Origin of the sequence: Enterobacter sp. CCUG 70166 (assembly GCF_020224095.1) — a bacterium.
Lineage (GTDB): Bacteria > Pseudomonadota > Gammaproteobacteria > Enterobacterales > Enterobacteriaceae > Enterobacter > Enterobacter intestinihominis.
The window spans coordinates 1-16,937 of the sequence record NZ_NRIQ01000013.1 but is presented as its reverse complement, the minus strand read 5'-3'; the positions used below and the strand labels follow the sequence as shown (position 1 = coordinate 16,937).

The 16,937-nt window shown below is 56.9% G+C and carries 13 protein-coding genes and 1 pseudogene; 4 read left to right on the top strand and 10 right to left on the bottom strand.

The features are described 5' to 3' along the window. Positions 1 to 68: 68 nt before the first annotated feature. From CKK19_RS06590 to pgi, 5 genes are all read right to left on the bottom strand, one after another. On the bottom strand, positions 69 to 2,165 hold the full coding sequence (locus CKK19_RS06590; protein WP_063854123.1) for a YjbH domain-containing protein: 2,097 nt from the start codon (positions 2,163 to 2,165) through the stop codon (positions 69 to 71). Continuing rightward, positions 2,165 to 2,902 carry a capsule biosynthesis GfcC D2 domain-containing protein gene (locus CKK19_RS06585; protein WP_063854122.1) on the bottom strand — a complete coding sequence of 246 codons (738 nt, stop codon included), beginning with the start codon at positions 2,900 to 2,902 and terminating at the stop codon, positions 2,165 to 2,167. The genes CKK19_RS06590 and CKK19_RS06585 overlap by 1 nt, the downstream gene beginning before the upstream one ends. Continuing rightward, on the bottom strand, positions 2,899 to 3,537 hold the full coding sequence (locus tag CKK19_RS06580; RefSeq protein WP_003860339.1) for a YjbF family lipoprotein: 639 nt from the start codon (positions 3,535 to 3,537) through the stop codon (positions 2,899 to 2,901). The genes CKK19_RS06585 and CKK19_RS06580 overlap by 4 nt, the downstream gene beginning before the upstream one ends. A 63-nt stretch (positions 3,538 to 3,600) precedes the next feature. Beyond that, on the bottom strand, positions 3,601 to 3,843 hold the full coding sequence (gene yjbE, locus CKK19_RS06575) for an exopolysaccharide production protein YjbE (RefSeq protein ID WP_003860341.1): 243 nt from the start codon (positions 3,841 to 3,843) through the stop codon (positions 3,601 to 3,603). A gap of 366 nt (positions 3,844 to 4,209) precedes the next feature. Continuing rightward, on the bottom strand, positions 4,210 to 5,859 hold the full coding sequence (pgi, locus tag CKK19_RS06570) for a glucose-6-phosphate isomerase (RefSeq protein WP_022646728.1): 1,650 nt from the start codon (positions 5,857 to 5,859) through the stop codon (positions 4,210 to 4,212). 374 nt (positions 5,860 to 6,233) lie between these two features. On the opposite strand from pgi, the gene lysC reads away from it, so the two are divergent. The 3 genes from lysC to CKK19_RS06555 all read left to right on the top strand — a co-directional run bounded on the left by lysC (position 6,234) and on the right by CKK19_RS06555 (position 8,944). Continuing rightward, on the top strand, positions 6,234 to 7,583 hold the full coding sequence (gene lysC, locus CKK19_RS06565; protein WP_022646727.1) for a lysine-sensitive aspartokinase 3: 1,350 nt from the start codon (positions 6,234 to 6,236) through the stop codon (positions 7,581 to 7,583). A gap of 93 nt (positions 7,584 to 7,676) precedes the next feature. Next, complete coding sequence (gene panS, locus CKK19_RS06560; protein ID WP_023295757.1) at positions 7,677 to 8,621, top strand: ketopantoate/pantoate/pantothenate transporter PanS; 945 nt, start codon at positions 7,677 to 7,679, stop codon at positions 8,619 to 8,621. A 50-nt stretch (positions 8,622 to 8,671) separates the two neighbouring features. Continuing rightward, positions 8,672 to 8,944 (top strand): DUF3811 domain-containing protein, encoded by a 273-nt coding sequence (locus CKK19_RS06555; RefSeq protein ID WP_017382612.1) that lies wholly within the window; start codon positions 8,672 to 8,674, stop codon positions 8,942 to 8,944. Here CKK19_RS06555 and rluF read toward each other — a convergent pair whose 3' ends face one another. The 5 genes and pseudogenes from rluF to metH all read right to left on the bottom strand — a co-directional run bounded on the left by rluF (position 8,945) and on the right by metH (position 15,866). After that, complete coding sequence (gene rluF / locus CKK19_RS06550) at positions 8,945 to 9,817, bottom strand: 23S rRNA pseudouridine(2604) synthase RluF (RefSeq protein WP_022646725.1); 873 nt, start codon at positions 9,815 to 9,817, stop codon at positions 8,945 to 8,947. Between the two features lie 54 nt (positions 9,818 to 9,871). Next, positions 9,872 to 10,045, bottom strand: coding sequence for a CcdB family protein (locus CKK19_RS06545; protein WP_022646724.1), 174 nt, complete (start codon positions 10,043 to 10,045; stop codon positions 9,872 to 9,874). Continuing rightward, positions 10,045 to 10,339: pseudogene (locus CKK19_RS06540) on the bottom strand (type II toxin-antitoxin system CcdA family antitoxin). Before CKK19_RS06540 ends, CKK19_RS06545 begins: the two are co-directional and overlap by 1 nt. A 95-nt stretch (positions 10,340 to 10,434) precedes the next feature. Next, the gene (locus CKK19_RS06535; RefSeq protein ID WP_022646722.1) at positions 10,435 to 12,066 is read right to left on the bottom strand and encodes a Na/Pi cotransporter family protein; all 1,632 of its coding nucleotides are present in this window, start codon (positions 12,064 to 12,066) and stop codon (positions 10,435 to 10,437) included. Between the two features lie 116 nt (positions 12,067 to 12,182). Continuing rightward, positions 12,183 to 15,866, bottom strand: coding sequence for a methionine synthase (gene metH, locus CKK19_RS06530; RefSeq protein WP_022646721.1), 3,684 nt, complete (start codon positions 15,864 to 15,866; stop codon positions 12,183 to 12,185). A gap of 193 nt (positions 15,867 to 16,059) precedes the next feature. Between metH and iclR the strand changes: the two genes are divergently transcribed. Further along, entirely contained in the window at positions 16,060 to 16,887 is an 828-nt protein-coding gene (iclR, locus tag CKK19_RS06525; protein WP_022646720.1) for a glyoxylate bypass operon transcriptional repressor IclR, read from the top strand. Positions 16,888 to 16,937: the final 50 nt, after the last annotated feature.

Genomic DNA, 16,937 nt, shown 5'->3' with positions numbered 1-16,937 from the left:
GCGTTTGCCCGGCCTACAAAAACACTCTCGTAGGCCCGGTAAGCGCAGCGCCAGCGGGCAAATAAGCATCAGCGGAAGTTAATGTTCTTATCGCTGGTCATATCATACAGCTGGAACTTACGTCCAAGCTGCTGACCGCCGTCGCGCGTCAGCGGCGTCCAGCCCACTGCCGCACGGCTGCGGGTTGGGCCTGATGAGAACAGATCCAGCGGAATCGACACGTACACCCCTTTGGTGAAGTCCCCTTCCCCGTACTCGTCTGGCGAAACGTTGGTGATGGTGGCATAGCCGCCCACCACGACGCCGCTGTCGAAGTGTTTGGAGATATCCAGCGTGCCGCCCTTATCACCCGCCAGATACTGGCCGACGCTGGCTTTCACCAGCACGTCCTGCGCGAACGACGGCGTCCAGTAGGCGGTCAGGTGGCCGGTTTTGACGCTGTAGTCGGTGAACTTCATCATGTCCTGCGCGCTGCGCCAGTCACGCTGTTTCACGTAGTTGGCATCAATCCCAAACGCCCAGTTGCTGTCGACGGGACGATAAAGCACTTCTGCCCCGGCGCCGCCGAACATGGTTTCCAGATAGCCACCGTAAACCTGGCCGTAGAAGCCGTTGCCGAAGTACTGGAAGTAGTTGGCCTGGAGGTTATTCACGTAGATATCGTTCTGCACATATTCGCGAACGCGGGTACGCACGCGCGGCAGTTTTGAATCGTTCGGCGGGTTGGTGTAGTTAAATTTGTCGTAGTTGTTGGCAATGTTGCCGAACAGGCTACCGGTGGTCAACAGGTGGTCGGTCACCCACAGATCCGCCGTCGCCATCGCGCCCAGCTGATACATGTAGAAGTTTTCCGGCCCACCCACGGACTGGTTCAGCACCGGATCGATATGGAAATCGAAGCGGGATTTATCGATATACCAGCCCTGCTCGGTGCTCTCTGGCACCACCGGCTCAACGCGTTTTTGCACCAGCTCGGTTTCATGTCCCAGCGGTTCGCCTTCAAGATGACGCTTAAGGCTGGCAACATCGGTTTCAGTGGTGACCTGCGGCAGGTTGAGACGGTTCTCCGTCACGCGGATCGTGCGGATCCCCTCCGGCAGATCGTTCATGACGATCCGGTTGGCGCGCTCGATCCCTTCGCGGGAGTCGCGGTATTTTACCTGCTCGCCGGTGATGTACAGCGTATCGCCTTTGGTCTGGATCTTCGGATCCGCCAGGCCTGCGTTATATTTCAGCAGCGTCAGCTGGTTCGCTACCACGGAGTGCTGAATGATCGCATCCTGCGGCTCCGGCTGGTATTTGGGCCGCGGGTTATCATTGTAGCGCGGCCGCATGTCGTTAAAGTTGGTGCGCAGCGTAAAGCCAAACATCAGGGTATTACCGCGCTCATAGCTGAGGTTAACGTCGGCCCAGTCGGTGACGCGGTAAATGGCGCCGACGTTAAACTTGCTCTTCTGCTCAATCTTGCCGGCAAAATCTTCGCGGTAGTTATTGCCTTCGTACTCCAGCTTCAGGCGCAGCGGCTGCCATGGCGTTTGATACTCTACGCCTCCAAACAGCGAGGCCGGGCCGTGGAACATCTGGTCGCCGTTGATGGAACCCGCTTTTTTGTAGCTGTTATCGCGGTAGCAGTATTTGTCGCTGTAGGTACAGAACGGGTTGGTTACGTTGCCGCTGGTGCCGAGGTAACCCCAGCCAAGACCCAGCGAGAAATCAAACGGTCCCCAGGCTTTGCTGGCAACGATGTATTCCGCATCAAACAGGCCGGTTCCGCCAATGTCTTTCGCCCCGACGGAGACCTGCGGCATCCAGTAGCTCTCTTCCCACAGGCGCAGCTTCACGTCGAAGGCTTTGTCTTTATAGGTCTGATCGCCGGAGAAGGCGTCCACGCTGCTGTACTGTTTTGTACGCACGTCGGTGTAGCGCAGCGTGGTCTCCAGCCAGGGGAACAGCTGCACGGACGCAGAGTAGTAACGGTACTGATCGTTATCGCGATAGTTAAGGCTGATTTCCCCCTCGCGGGCCATACGCGCGGTCGGGGTTTGCAGTAAGCCCACGCCGCCAAAATCGGACTGCGACGGGCCGATGGGTGCCGGATACGTTTCTGCATGACAGGCGGCACTCACGCACAGTGCAAGCATGCTGTAGAGATAGGTTTTTTTCATTATTCCGGTATCCGCTGTATCAGGGAGCGAAGGATATCGGCATTAAGCCCGTCATACGCTTTCGTCCAGAAATGGTCGGCAAAACCGACAAAAATGATGCTGCCTGGCATAGGTTCGATATGGCGTTTATTCCAGTAAGCCACCGGCGCTTTTTGCGTATGCCCGTCCGGATAGACCACCCAGGCATAGCTGTTATCCGCACCGCTGAGCAAGCTTTGCTCGTCGAGATAGCTCACGACGTCCCAGCCCGGCGTAAACGACTTTTTGCCAGGGCTGCTGATAAGCCCCATCACGGTGACGGTGGAAGGCTGAGCCGGCAGCCACAGGGTATAGTCCCCTTCCAGCGACGGATTGCCGTTTTCGGCGACGCGCACCTCATCCGGATCGAGATTCACCTTCTGGCGACCCGTCACCTTAACCGCCTGAAGCTGCTGACGCAGGCTAGTAATGGCCGCGGCATCGTCAGCATCTTCCTGTTGTGCCAGCCCGCTCAGTCGGGCGAGCAGCGCCTGATGTTTTTGTTCCGCTACAATCGTCGCCTGACGCTCGCTGATAACCGCCCCGGTCCACCAGCTTTTCGCCAGCCTCGGCTGCCCCACCAGATCGAGCAGATGCCCGGCGTTGGTTAAGGTTTTAGGTTTTTCGCTGTCCGGGGTGTAGACCTGTACCGTTCCCGCAGACCACGCCAGCGGCGAGGCCAGGCTGGCGAGAAGCGCAACGTGAATGAACATTTTCATGATTTCGCCGCCTTGATCAGGGTGGTCTTCACCGGGAAGAAACCGGCACCGAGATACTGTAAGGACTGGCGGATTTGCCCCTCTTCGTCCACCCAGAAGCGGTTATGCCAGGTGGCCTGATCGGTTGTCACCTCTTCATCCAGCACGCGCACCTGCGTTTCGTCGCTGCCCACTTTGACGCTGTCCGTACCATCCCAGCGGAAGGTAGAGCGGGCCGTGGCGTAGCGCACCTGTTTGTGCTCGGTCCAGCCCATTGTGCGCGTCCAGCTTGCGCCATCGACGATCTGATTCGGCTTGATGAGCGGATCTTCAGCCAGGTTGTTTACCTCAAGCAGGTTGTCGCCGCCAAGCAACGTTTTCACGATTCGGGAATGCTGAGTCACGATGGTGGCCTGATCCTGCGTCACCCATTTCTGCTGCCCGTTTTCATCGAAAGCGAGCACCACAAACAGTTGCGGACCATCGTTTAGCTGCATGTACTGGCTGGCATACGGCATGTTCTGAAGTTCGTCATCGGTCAGATGCACGCCCGGCGTGCCGAACATGCTGTCCCACAGTGAGTGGCCCAGCCCTTTGGTGGTAGCTGAGCACGCCTGCAACAGCAGGCAAATCAGGATGATTGCAGGTCGCTTCACGACTCTTCTCCGAAGGGGCGAAATAACCACACCGAAGTGTGGTTATGATTAAAACACCCGGTATTACTGGGTGCTGGTCGTCGTAGTGGTCGTGGTTCCGGTATTGGAGCCATCACCGCCACCGGTTGCCGCCAGCGCGACACCCACGGCTGAACTTACGGCGCTGGTGCTGGCTGCGGTAGAACTCCCCGCAGACGCAGACGTCGCTGCCGACCCTGCTGCTTCCCCGACCTGGACCGGAGCTGCATAGACAGACGTCGCCGCAAGCGCAGATATGGCAAAAATGCCATACAGTACTTTCTTCATAACAATTTCCCTTCAATGAATGAATGGAGATTTGCCCGAAAAGAAATTCAGGCGGATTCGAGTATACACAACTAAAGCAGTGGGTTTACCGTGGGGGTAAATAGGGATGAGGTTTTCAGACTAATGGTTAAAAATGAAAAGAAAAAAGAATTATTGAAATAGATAACCATTCATTATCAAACAGTTATAATATAAACCCATTAAAGTATCACTCCGTATTTTCTTAAAATAACCCTCAGCAATTAACGGGGTAACCGTGTTTTTCGGATTAAACTCAGATTCAGAATTTGAGATAACTAACAGACATCAGGAATTATCCGATAAAAAAATGCCGGCATATCGCCGGCATTGTTCATGACATATTTATTACGCACGCCATGCTTTATAACGGTTAATCAGACCATTGGTGGAGCTGTCGTGGCTGTCGATTGCTTTATCGTCACCCAGCTCTGGCAGAATGCGGTTTGCCAGCTGTTTGCCCAGCTCAACGCCCCACTGGTCAAAGGTGAAGATGTTCAGAATAGCGCCCTGAGTGAAGATCTTGTGCTCGTAGAGGGCAATCAGCGCGCCCAGGCTGAACGGCGTAATTTCACGCAGCAGAATGGAGTTAGTTGGACGGTTGCCTTCGAACACTTTGAACGGCACAACGTGTTCCAGCGTAGCCGGATCTTTACCCTGGTCACGGTACTCCTGCTCAACCACCTCGCGGGATTTACCGAACGCCAGCGCTTCGGTCTGGGCGAAGAAGTTAGACAGCAGCTTCGGATGGTGGTCGGAAAGCGGGTTGTGCGTAATCGCCGGGGCGATGAAATCGCACGGTACCATTTTGGTGCCCTGATGGATCAGCTGGTAGAACGCGTGCTGACCGTTGGTGCCCGGCTCGCCCCAGATGATTGGGCCAGTCTGATAATCCACCGCGTTACCGTTACGGTCAACGTACTTGCCGTTGGATTCCATGTTGCCCTGCTGGAAGTAGGCCGCAAAGCGGTGCATATACTGGTCGTACGGCAGAATCGCTTCGGTTTCAGCGCCGAAGAAGTTGTTGTACCAGATCCCGATCAGCGCCAGCAGCACCGGCAGGTTTTTCTCAGGCGCGGTGGTGGAGAAGTGTTTGTCCATCGCGTGCGCGCCGGAGAGCAGCTCAACGAAGTTGTCGAAGCCGACGGACAGGATGATGGACAGACCGATCGCAGACCACAGTGAGTAGCGGCCACCCACCCAGTCCCAGAATTCAAACATGTTCGCGGTATCAATACCGAACTCACCCACCGCTTTACCGTTGGTGGACAGCGCCGCGAAGTGTTTCGCCACGTGCTTTTCGTCGCCCGCGGTTTTCAGGAACCAGTCGCGCGCGCTGTGGGCGTTGGTCATGGTTTCCTGAGTGGTGAAGGTTTTAGACGCCACCAGGAACAGCGTGGTTTCCGGGTTCACCTTTTTCAGCACTTCAGCGATGTGAGTCCCATCGACGTTGGACACGAAGTGCATGTTGAGATGGTTTTTGTACGGGCGCAGCGCCTCGGTCACCATGAACGGGCCGAGGTCAGAGCCGCCGATACCGATGTTTACGACGTCGGTGATCGCTTTCCCGGTGTAGCCTTTCCACTGACCTGAGATGATCGCTTCAGAGAAGGTTTTCATCTTTTCCAGCACCGCGTTCACTTCCGGCATCACATCTTTGCCGTCAACGATAATTGGAGTATTGCTACGGTTGCGCAGCGCCACGTGCAGCACGGCACGGTCTTCGGTGCGGTTGATCTTCTCACCGGAGAACATGGATTTGATGGCATCTGCCAGCTCAGTCTCTTTCGCCAGATCTTGCAGCTTCGCCAGCGTCTCTTCGGTGATACGGTTCTTGGAGAAATCCACCAGCATCAGGTCATCGAAGGTGGCGGAAAACTTGCTGAAACGATCGGCATCTTTCGCGAACAGATCCGCGATAGTGACGTCTTTCATTTCATCAAAATGTTTCTGTAGTGCCTGCCATGCAGCGGTCTGCGTTGGGTTGATGTTTTTCATAGCAATACTCTTCTGATTTGAGAATTGTGACTGCGGTCGATTGTAGCGCCTGCAAATAAAAATTGTGATGGTTTTTATGCCATTGCCCTAGTCTGCATCAAACGCAGGTGAAAAGACCCGAAAAGTATAGCTGCTGTCGCGCCCTTCCGGCGTGGCGAAATGTTGGTCAAAAAGGGGTAAAAAGGAGCATAAAATATGGGCCTGTTATAAGTCCTGTTTCTGAGGGGTACCCCCCCATGAAAAATCCGCATAATCCCAGCATTGACAGGACCTCCCCCGCATTTTATTTATAGGGCCGTATTTTGCGCCTGCACCTGTTCTCGCTTCATTCTTGTGCCAAGGTCGCTCTATTCATTCCCTGACACGAGGTTGTTATGACGAGTTTTGTGGTCGCCAAGTTTGGCGGCACCAGTGTGGCAGACTACGCTGCCATGAACCGCAGCGCCGATGTGGTGCTGGCCGATCCGAATACCCGCCTGGTGGTGCTCTCCGCCTCAGCCGGCGTGACGAACCTGCTGGTTTCTTTGTCTGAAGGACTGGAAGCGACCGAGCGTTTCGTGAAGCTGGATGCACTGCGCAAAATTCAGTTCGACATCCTTGAGCGTCTGCAAAACCCGAACGTCATTCGTGAGGAAGTGGAACGCCTGCTGGAAAATATCACTACCCTGGCAGAAGCCGCTTCACTGGCAACCTCTACCGCCCTAACCGACGAACTGGTCAGCCACGGCGAACTGATGTCCACCCTGCTGTTCGTTGAGATCATGCGCGAGCGCAATATTCAGGCGCAGTGGTTCGACGTGCGTAAAGTAATGCGCACCAGCGACCGCTTTGGCCGCGCCGAGCCGGACGTGGAAGCGCTGGCCGAGCTGACCAACCAGCAGCTTGCCCCGCGTCTGGATGAAGGCATAGTGATCACCCAGGGCTTTATCGGCAGCGAAGCCAAAGGGCGCACAACCACGCTGGGCCGTGGCGGCAGCGACTATACCGCCGCCCTGCTGGGTGAAGCCCTGCATGCCACCCGCGTGGATATCTGGACGGACGTGCCGGGTATTTACACCACCGACCCGCGCGTGGTCTCTGCGGCAAAACGCATTGACGTGATCGCCTTTGAAGAAGCGGCTGAAATGGCCACCTTCGGCGCGAAAGTGCTGCATCCGGCCACGCTGCTGCCCGCCGTGCGCAGCGACATTCCGGTCTTCGTTGGCTCCAGTAAAGATCCAAAGGCGGGCGGGACGCTGGTCTGCAAGAAAACCGAGAACCCGCCGCTGTTCCGCGCGCTGGCCCTGCGTCGTAAGCAGACGCTGGTTACCCTGCACAGCCATAATATGCTGCACTCCCGCGGATTCCTGGCGGAAGTGTTTGGCATCCTGGCACGCCACAATATCTCCGTGGACCTGATCACCACGTCAGAAGTCAGCATTGCGCTGACGCTCGACACCACCGGCTCCACCTCTACCGGCGACACCCTGCTGACGCAGTCGCTGCTGATTGAGCTTTCCGAGCTGTGCCGCGTGGAGGTGGAAGAAGATCTGGCGCTGGTTGCCATCATCGGTAATAAGCTGTCGCGCGCGTGCGGCGTGGGCAAAGAGGTGTTCGGCGTGCTCGACCCGTTCAGCATCCGCATGATTTGCTACGGCGCCTCCAGCTACAACCTCTGCTTCCTGGTCCCTGCCGATCAGGCCGAGCAGGTTGTGCAGAAACTTCATCAGAATTTATTTGAATAAAATTCGTTAGCACGATAAACATTATCCATAAGCCGGGCACAGACCCGGCTTTTTTATAACAAAACAACACGACAATACTGCAAGGAATTCACTATGCTCTCCGCTATCACCCGGCTGTTCCCGTTATGGGCGCTGCTGCTCTCCGTACTCGCGTATTACACTCCCACCACGTTCACGGGCATTGGTCCGTGGGTCACCACGCTACTGATGCTGATTATGTTCGGCATGGGCGTGCATCTAAAAATTGACGATTTCAAACGCGTGCTGTCTCGCCCGGCACCGGTTGCCGCAGGGATTTTCCTGCACTACCTGGTGATGCCGCTCGCGGCCTGGCTGCTGGCGATGGCCTTTAAGATGCCGCCCGACCTTTCCGCCGGGATGGTGCTGGTGGGGAGCGTCGCCAGCGGCACGGCATCTAACGTCATGATCTATCTGGCGAAAGGCGACGTGGCGCTCTCCGTCACCATCTCGTCCGTTTCCACGCTGGTGGGCGTGATTGCCACGCCGCTGTTAACCCGCCTGTACGTGGACGCGCATATCCAGGTGGATGTGATGGGCATGCTGCTCAGCATTCTGCAAATCGTGGTGATCCCGATTGCGCTGGGACTGGTGATCCACCATCTCTTCCCGCGGGTGGTGAAAGCGGTTGAGCCGTATCTGCCCGCGTTTTCGATGGTCTGCATACTTGCCATTATCAGCGCCGTGGTAGCCGGTTCCGCATCGCACATTGCTTCGGTGGGCTTTGTAGTGATCGTCGCGGTTGTGCTGCATAACACCATTGGTCTGCTGGGCGGATACTGGGGCGGAAAGCTGTTTGGTTTCGACGAATCCACCTGCCGCACGCTGGCGATCGAAGTGGGGATGCAGAACTCTGGCCTGGCGGCGGCGCTGGGTAAAATTTACTTCTCACCGCTGGCGGCGCTACCGGGAGCGCTGTTCTCCGTCTGGCACAACCTGTCCGGTTCGCTGTTAGCAGGGTACTGGTCCGGTAAGCCGATTGATGACCAACCGAAAAAAGATGCGGTGAAACAGGGTTAATTGAGCCGGCTTGCTTTACACTGAAGCCTCCCCATCAGGAGGCTTCAGCAATGGCTACACCACGTTTGACCCAGAAAGACATGACCGAAGCCGAGCAGCGCGAACTTAAAACGCTTCTCGACCGCGCCCGCATCGCGCATGGCCGCACGCTGACGAACGCCGAAACCAATCAGGTTAAAAAAGAGTACATCGATAAACTGATGGCGCAACGTGATGCCGCGGCGAAAAAAGCCCGCAAGCTGAAAAAAGAGCAGGCTTATAAACCCGATGCAGAGGCGACTTTTTCCTGGTCCGCCAGCACATCAACCCGTGGAAGGCGCTAATCAGCGCCCTTTCTTTTTGCGCCCCGGCTGGGTAAAGCGTTTTCCGTTGCCCGGCTTGCCTCGCCCTTTCTCTTCCGCCTGCGGTGCCTTCACCACCGGACGCTTAATCGCCTGCGTTTTCGGTTTGGCTTTAGCTTTCGGCTTCGCTTCGGACGAGGAGTTCTCGATAAGTTTGAACAGCTCGATCAGCTCGTCATCCGTTAAGTCACGCCACTCGCCCAGCGGGATGCCAGACAGGCTGACGTTCATGATGCGCGTGCGTTCCAGCTTCGTCACTTCATAACCGAAGTACTCGCACATGCGGCGGATCTGGCGGTTCAGGCCCTGAACCAGCGTGATGCGGAACGCGAACGGTGCTTCTTTTTTGACTTTACACTTCTTCGTCACGGTGCCCAGAATCGGCACGCCAGCGCCCATTCCGCGGATAAACTCGTCCGTCACCGGCTTGTTCACCGTCACGATGTACTCTTTCTCGTGGTCGTTACCGGCACGCAGAATTTTGTTGACCAGATCGCCGTGGTTGGTGAGGAAAATCAGCCCCTGAGAGTCTTTATCCAGACGGCCAATCGGGAAAATGCGGCTGCTGTGGTTCACGAAATCAACAATGTTGTCCCGCTCGCCATCTTCCGTGGTGCTGACAATCCCAACCGGTTTGTTCAACGCGATAAACACCAGGTCTTCGGCATCACGCGGTTCGATGACCTGACCATTCACTTTCACCACATCGCCAGGTACCACCTGATCGCCAATGGTGGCGCGTTTGCCGTTAAGAAACACGTTACCCTGTTCAATGTAACGGTCAGCCTCGCGACGTGAGCAGATCCCGCTCTCGCTAATGTATTTGTTTAATCGGGTTGATTGAGTTGGCAGCATAGTTTCTCCTGTGAAGGGCGAAATATACCTTACCTTGCGCCTGACAAAAAAGTCCTAGTAACCGCTGATCAGAAAATCGAGTGCATCCCGCAATGAAGCACTGCTGTTAGTAAGATCGGCAACGCGTTCACCTAACTCTTTTAGCGATATGCCTGCCATCATGTGCATCATCACCACGCAGGGTTTTCCCGCGACCTCAACGGCGGGAGCGACCAGTACATGCTTCATCAGAACGACCTCTGAAAGTCACTAAAGGAGCCGTTTTCATCAACCCACTGGTTAATGGCGTCAATAGAAGCTTTATTTTCTTCAAGCCACTCTGCGCGCCGATGTTCACGAAATTGCTCCTGCAAAGCCGCCGTTAGCACGGCAGAAAGGTTAAGTTTAAGCCTTCGCGCCTCTTCAAGGATGTCCGGCGACAGGGAAACATTCACTGATTTTTTTAATGCTATTAGCACCGCGCATGAGAACCCCCATTGGAATGCGCATGAACTGGCGAAGTGTAGCGTAATAATTGAGCATCTCCTATTCCCTTAAAAAGGTAAGGGTTGAAGAATAAATTGCTCTTTATGGGAAGTCACGCCTCACAAAACCGTTTTGCGAGGCGCTTTCAGAGATTAATACTCATCCCGCTCGTCATCTTCATCCGGCTGCTCCATCACGCTGTATGCCACCGCACAGAACAACGAGTTAAGACGCTTCATATCTCCCAGCAGCCCCAGGTGGAGCGAGCTGGTTTCGATACTCTGCACGTTCTGCTGGTGCAGACGCTCAACGTGGGCGTGCGAGTAGCGCCGGTTGAGGATGCGGAAACGGTGCTTGTTGCGGCGCAGGCGGCGCGCGCTCGGCACGTCGCTGGAGAAGAAGACCGACATCGCCAGCTTCAGGTTGCTGACCAGCTGTTCGTGCAGCGCTTCCAGCTCCTTCAGCCCTTCGACAGAAAACGCCCGACGTGCGGCCAGGGATTTGTCTGCGATTTCACTGCCCATACGCTCGACAATATCCGAAGCCTGCTCCAGGTTAAGCGACATCTCAATAATTTCCGCCCAGCGGCGCGACTCCTCTTCCGCCAGCTCGTCCTGTGGGATCCGCGCCAGATAGAGCTTGATGGCGGTATACAGCACGTTGATATCGTCCGCCAGCCTGCGCAGCTCTTTTTCTTCGCGCGGCTCGCCGTGCATCACCTTTTGCAACCCTTCCAGCATGGTTTCCATCGCGTCACCCATGCGCAGCGTTTCGCGGGCGGCATTGGCGATAGCCAGCGCGGGCGTGTCCAGCACCGAGGTGTCCAGATGCTTCGGTTTAAGGCGCGCGTCCAGCTCCGGTTCATCACGAATAAGCCGCTCGCAGAAGCGGGCCATCGGCGCGGCAAACGGTACCATCGCCAGACAGCGTACCAGGTTGTAGAAGACGTGGAAGTAGATCACCAGCTCCGCTTTCGGCAGAGAGAGGTTGTCCATCAGGTTCGCCAGCGGGTGCACAAACGGCAGAATGATCAGGCTACCCACCAGCTTGAAGAGCAAACTCCCCAGCGCCACCCGGCGGGCGGCAGCATTGGCTGCGCTGTTGTTAAGCATCGCCAGCAGGCCAGAGCCAAGATTCGCACCGATGACCAGGCATAGCGCCACCGGGAAAGAGATCGCGCCCGCAGCGGTTAGCGTGGCCGTCAGCAACACGGCCGCCAGGCTGGAGTAGCTGACAATGGCAAACACCGCGCCGATCAGCGCATCCAGCATAATATCGCCGGTTAACGAGGCGAAAATGACCTGCACACCGTTGGCCTGGGTAATCGGCGTAACTGCCTGCACAATCAGCTCCAGCGCTAGCAGGATCAGCCCGAGGCCAATACCGACGCGGCCAAGCTGCCCGGCACGGCTTTGCTTACGGCCGAGGAAGAAAATGACGCCAATAAAAATCAGCAGCGGCGACAGCCAGGAGAGATCGAAGGTCAGGATACGTGCCATCAGCGCGGTACCGACGTCGGCGCCAAGGACAATCACCAGCGCCGGGGCGAGCGCCACTAGATCCTGCGCCACGAACGAGGTGACGAGCATAGTGGTGGCGTTGCTGCTTTGCACCAGCGCCGTGACGCCAATACCCGCACAGAAGGCGAGCGGCTTCTTCTCAACGCTGCCGCTGAGAACGGTACGTAAACGTGCGCCAAACACGCGCATCACGCCGGTACGAACGATATGGGTGCCCCATACCAGCAGTGCGACTGCGGAGAGCAGGTGTAACAACGTCAACACAGTGGGTTTTCCTCCTTATCGTTATTCATTTTCCTTAGGTTCAGTATAAGGGTTTAAACGTAAGAAAGAGACAAGGCACCATAGCGGTGCCCTGTTTGTTGTAAGGAAAAGTGACGTTAGTCTGCGTCGTAGCCTAAATTCGGCGCCAGCCAGCGTTCCACCTCAGACACGCTCATGCCTTTTCGCAGGGCGTAGTCTTCAATCTGATCCCGCTGAAGCTGTGCCACGGCGAAATACTTGCTGTCCGGGTGGCTGAAATACCAGCCGGAAACGGACGCGCCCGGCCACATGGCGAACGACTCGGTAAGTTTCATGCCGGTATGCGCTTCCACGTCGAGCAGTTTCCAGATAGTGCCCTTCTCGGTGTGTTCCGGGCAGGCCGGATACCCCGGCGCCGGACGAATGCCCTGGTAGTTTTCGCGGATCAGCTCCTCGTTGCTGAGATTCTCATTCGCCGCGTAGCCCCAGTGCACCTTACGTACGCGCTCGTGGAGGTACTCAGCAAAGGCTTCCGCCAGGCGATCGGCGATCGCTTTCACCATGATTTTGTTGTAATCATCGTGCTGTGCGTCGTACGCGTCCGCCAGCGCGTCTTCTTCCAGACCACCGGTTACGGCAAAGGCGCCGATATAGTCGGCTTTACCGGAGAGTTTCGGTGCGACGAAATCCGCCAGGCAGTAGTTGGCAAAGCCCACTTTCTCGGTTTGCTGGCGCAGATGGTGGCTCACGGCCAGCACATGGGTGCGGGTTTCATCGCGGTAGATTTCTATGTCGTCGCCCACGCGGTTCGCCGGGAACAGCCCCACCACGCCGCGCGGGTTGAGGGCTTTCTCTGCGCTCAGTCTGTCGAGCATATCGTTGGCATCTTTAAACAGGCGTTTCGCCTCTTCGCCTACTACCTCATCTTCAAGAATGCGCGGATATTTGCCCGCCAGCGACCAGGTCATGAAGAACGGCGTCCAGTCGATGTAGTTACGCAGCGTTTCGATGCTGGCCGTCACGTCCTGCACGCCCAGACGGTGCGCGACCGGCGGCGTATAGCTGGACCAGTCGAACGCCAGATCGTTATCGCGCGCCGCCTGAAGCGAAACCGGCGGCGTGCGCGGTTTCTTACGTCCATGCTGAATGCGGACGGTTTCATACTCTTTGCGGGTGCGGGCGACAAAGTCATCGCGCTGGGTGTCAGACAGCAGCGCGGAGACCACGCCCACGGTGCGCGAGGCGTTTTGGACATACACCGTCGGCCCACTGTAGTTCTGCTCGATTTTCACTGCGGTGTGGGCTTTCGAGGTGGTTGCCCCGCCAATCAGCAGCGGAATAGTGAAGCCCTGGCGCTCCATCTCTTTTGCCACGTTGACCATTTCGTCCAGCGACGGCGTAATCAGCCCGGAAAGACCAATCAGATCCGCATTCACTTCGCGAGCGGTCCTGAGGATTTTATCCGCCGGGACCATCACGCCAAGATCGATAATTTCGTAGTTATTGCATTGCAGTACCACGCCGACAATGTTTTTGCCGATGTCGTGCACGTCGCCCTTCACGGTGGCAATGACCATCTTACCGTTACTGGAGCCCTTCTCTTTGCTGGCTTCGATAAACGGCTCAAGATAAGCCACGGCCTGCTTCATGACGCGGGCGGATTTCACCACCTGCGGCAGGAACATTTTGCCCTCGCCGAACAGATCGCCGACCACGTTCATGCCGTCCATCAGCGGCCCTTCGATCACTTCAATCGGACGGGCTGCCTGCTGACGCGCTTCCTCGGTATCCTGCTCAATGAACTCAGTAATGCCTTTTACCAGCGAGTATTCCAGACGCTTTCTCACATCCCAGGAACGCCATTCGGCCTGCTGAACGTTGGCTGATTCGTCAGCTTTACTGCCGCGGTATTTTTCCGCCAGATCCAGCATGCGTTCGGTGGCGTCGTCGCGACGGTTGAGGATCACATCTTCTACTGCGTCGCGTAGTTCTGCGGGCAGGTCGTCGTAAATCGCCAGCTGTCCGGCGTTAACGATCCCCATGTCCATCCCGTTGCGGATGGCATAGTAGAGGAACACGGCGTGGATGGCCTCACGCACCGGGTCGTTACCGCGGAACGAGAACGAGACGTTCGACACGCCGCCGGAAATTAGCGCATGCGGTAGCTCGCGTTTGATGTCTTCACACGCGCCGATAAAGTCCTGGGCGTAGTTGTTGTGCTCTTCAATGCCGGTTGCGACAGCAAAGATGTTCGGGTCGAAAATAATGTCTTCCGGCGGGAAGCCCACCTCTTCGGTCAAAATTTTGTACGCCCGGCGGCAAATCTCAATTTTGCGCTCGCGGGTATCGGCCTGGCCCACTTCATCGAAGGCCATCACCACCACGGCGGCCCCGTAGCGACGCACCAGCTTCGCGTGGTGGATAAAGGTATCGACGCCCTCTTTCATTGAGATGGAGTTAACGATGCCTTTGCCCTGAATGCACTTCAGCCCCTTTTCGATGACGTCCCATTTGGAAGAGTCAATCATGATCGGCACGCGGGCGATATCCGGCTCACCGGCAATCAGGTTGAGGAAACGCACCATCGCCGCTTCGGCGTCGAGCATCCCCTCGTCCATGTTGATATCGATAATCTGCGCGCCGCTCTCCACCTGCTGGCGGGCAACGTCCAGCGCTTCGCTGTACTTCTCTTCTTTGATCAGGCGCTTGAACTTCGCAGAACCGGTGACGTTGGTACGTTCACCCACGTTCACAAACAGGCTGTCGTCACCGATGGTCAACGGCTCAAGGCCGGACAGACGGCAGGCTACCGGAAGCTCGGGTAACTTGCGCGGTGCAAGCCCGGCGACGGCGCGGCTCATGGCGGCGATGTGCTCTGGCGTGGTGCCGCAGCAGCCGCCGACGATGTTGAGGAAGCCAGATTCGGCCCACTCGCGGATTTGCGCCGCCATGGTATCGGCATCCAGATCATACTCACCGAACGCGTTCGGCAGACCGGCGTTCGGGTGGGCGGTGACGTAGCACTCTGCGATGCGCGAAAGCTCCTGCACGTACTGGCGCAGCTCGTCCGGCCCCAGCGCGCAGTTCAGGCCGAAGGAGAGCGCTTCGGCATGGCGCAGAGAGTTATAAAACGCTTCGGTTGTCTGGCCGGAAAGCGTGCGCCCCGAGGCATCGGTGATGGTGCCGGAAATCATGATCGGCAGGTCAACGCCCAGCGCCTCGAACTCCTCTTTCACCGCGTAAATTGCGGCTTTGGCGTTGAGGGTGTCGAATACGGTTTCAATCAGGATCAGGTCGGAACCGCCTTCCACCAGCGCTTTAGTGGACTCACGATACGCGGCCACCAGTTGGTCAAAGGTGATATTGCGGAAGGCTGGATCGTTCACGTCCGGAGAAATCGACGCGGTGCGGTTGGTCGGGCCCAGCACCCCGGCAACATAGCGCGGCTTGTCCGGCGTGCGGGCCGTCCACTCGTCGGCGCAGGCGCGGGCGAGTTTCGCCGCTTCAAAGTTGATCTCCGCCGACAGGGATTCCATCTGGTAATCCGCCATGGCGATGGTTGTCGAGTTGAAGGTGTTGGTTTCTACAATATCCGCACCCGCTTCGAAGTAGGCGTTGTGGATATCCCTGATGACAGAGGGTTTGCTCAACACCAGCAGGTCATTGTTTCCTTTCAGGTCACAAGGCCAGTCGGCAAAGCGCTCTCCACGGAAATCGTCTTCACTCAGACGATAGCCCTGGATCATGGTGCCCATGCCGCCGTCCAGCACCAGAATTCGTTCATTTAACTGCGCACGCAGTTGCTCTACTTTGCTGCTCACACTTGCTCCCGACAACGTTCAACATGGCCAAAAGGCTGCGTTCCATACTGGCATAATCTCTAAGGGTCGAAAAGTCACACAGCGGTAACATGAGACATGTTCACTATCACTCCTCCGATCAGTCAGGAAAGCGGTTGCAAAACCACCAAATAAAACGAAAATGATTTCCACGATACAGAAAAAGGAGTTCGTCATGGTTACGACCGTTCCCGCTAAACGCGGCAGAAAACCTGCTGCAACCACCGCTGCACAACCTGGCGGACAGGTTCAATCCCTGACGCGCGGCCTGAAGCTGCTGGAATGGATAGCCGAATCGCATGGTAGCGTGGCCCTGACGGAGCTGGCGCAGCAGGCGGGACTGCCGAACTCCACCACTCACCGCCTGTTAACCACCATGCAGCAGCTGGGCTTCGTGCGTCAGGTGGGCGAGCTGGGTCACTGGGCGGTTGGCGCGCATGCCTTTATCGTCGGCAGCAGCTTCCTGCAAAGCCGCAACCTGCTGGCGATTGTCCACCCGATTCTGCGCAAGCTGATGGAGGAGTCCGGCGAGACGGTAAACCTGGCCGTGCTGGATCAGAGCGATCATCAGGCGATTATCATCGACCAGGTGCAGTGTACGCAGCTGATGCGCATGTCTGCACCGATTGGCGGCAAGCTGCCGATGCATGCCTCTGGCGCAGGGAAAGCGTTTCTCTCGCAGCTTAGCGAAGAGCAGGTGACGGGTCTGCTGCACCGTAAAGGTCTGCACGCCTACACCCACGCCACCCTGGTGTCGCCGGTGCATCTGAAAGAAGATCTGGCTCTGACCCGCAAGCGCGGCTATTCGTTTGATGACGAAGAACATGCCCTCGGGCTGCGCTGCCTCGCGTCCTGTATTTTCGACGAACACCGCGAGCCGTTTGCCGCCATCTCCATCTCCGGGCCGATTTCACGTATGACCGACGACCGCGTCACCGAGCTGGGTGCGCTGGTGATTAAGGCCGCGAAAGAGGTGACGCTGGCGTATGGTGGGATTCGCTAGGATTGAGGGCGGTCTGGTGCCCTCACCCCGGCCCTCTCCCTGTGGGCTGA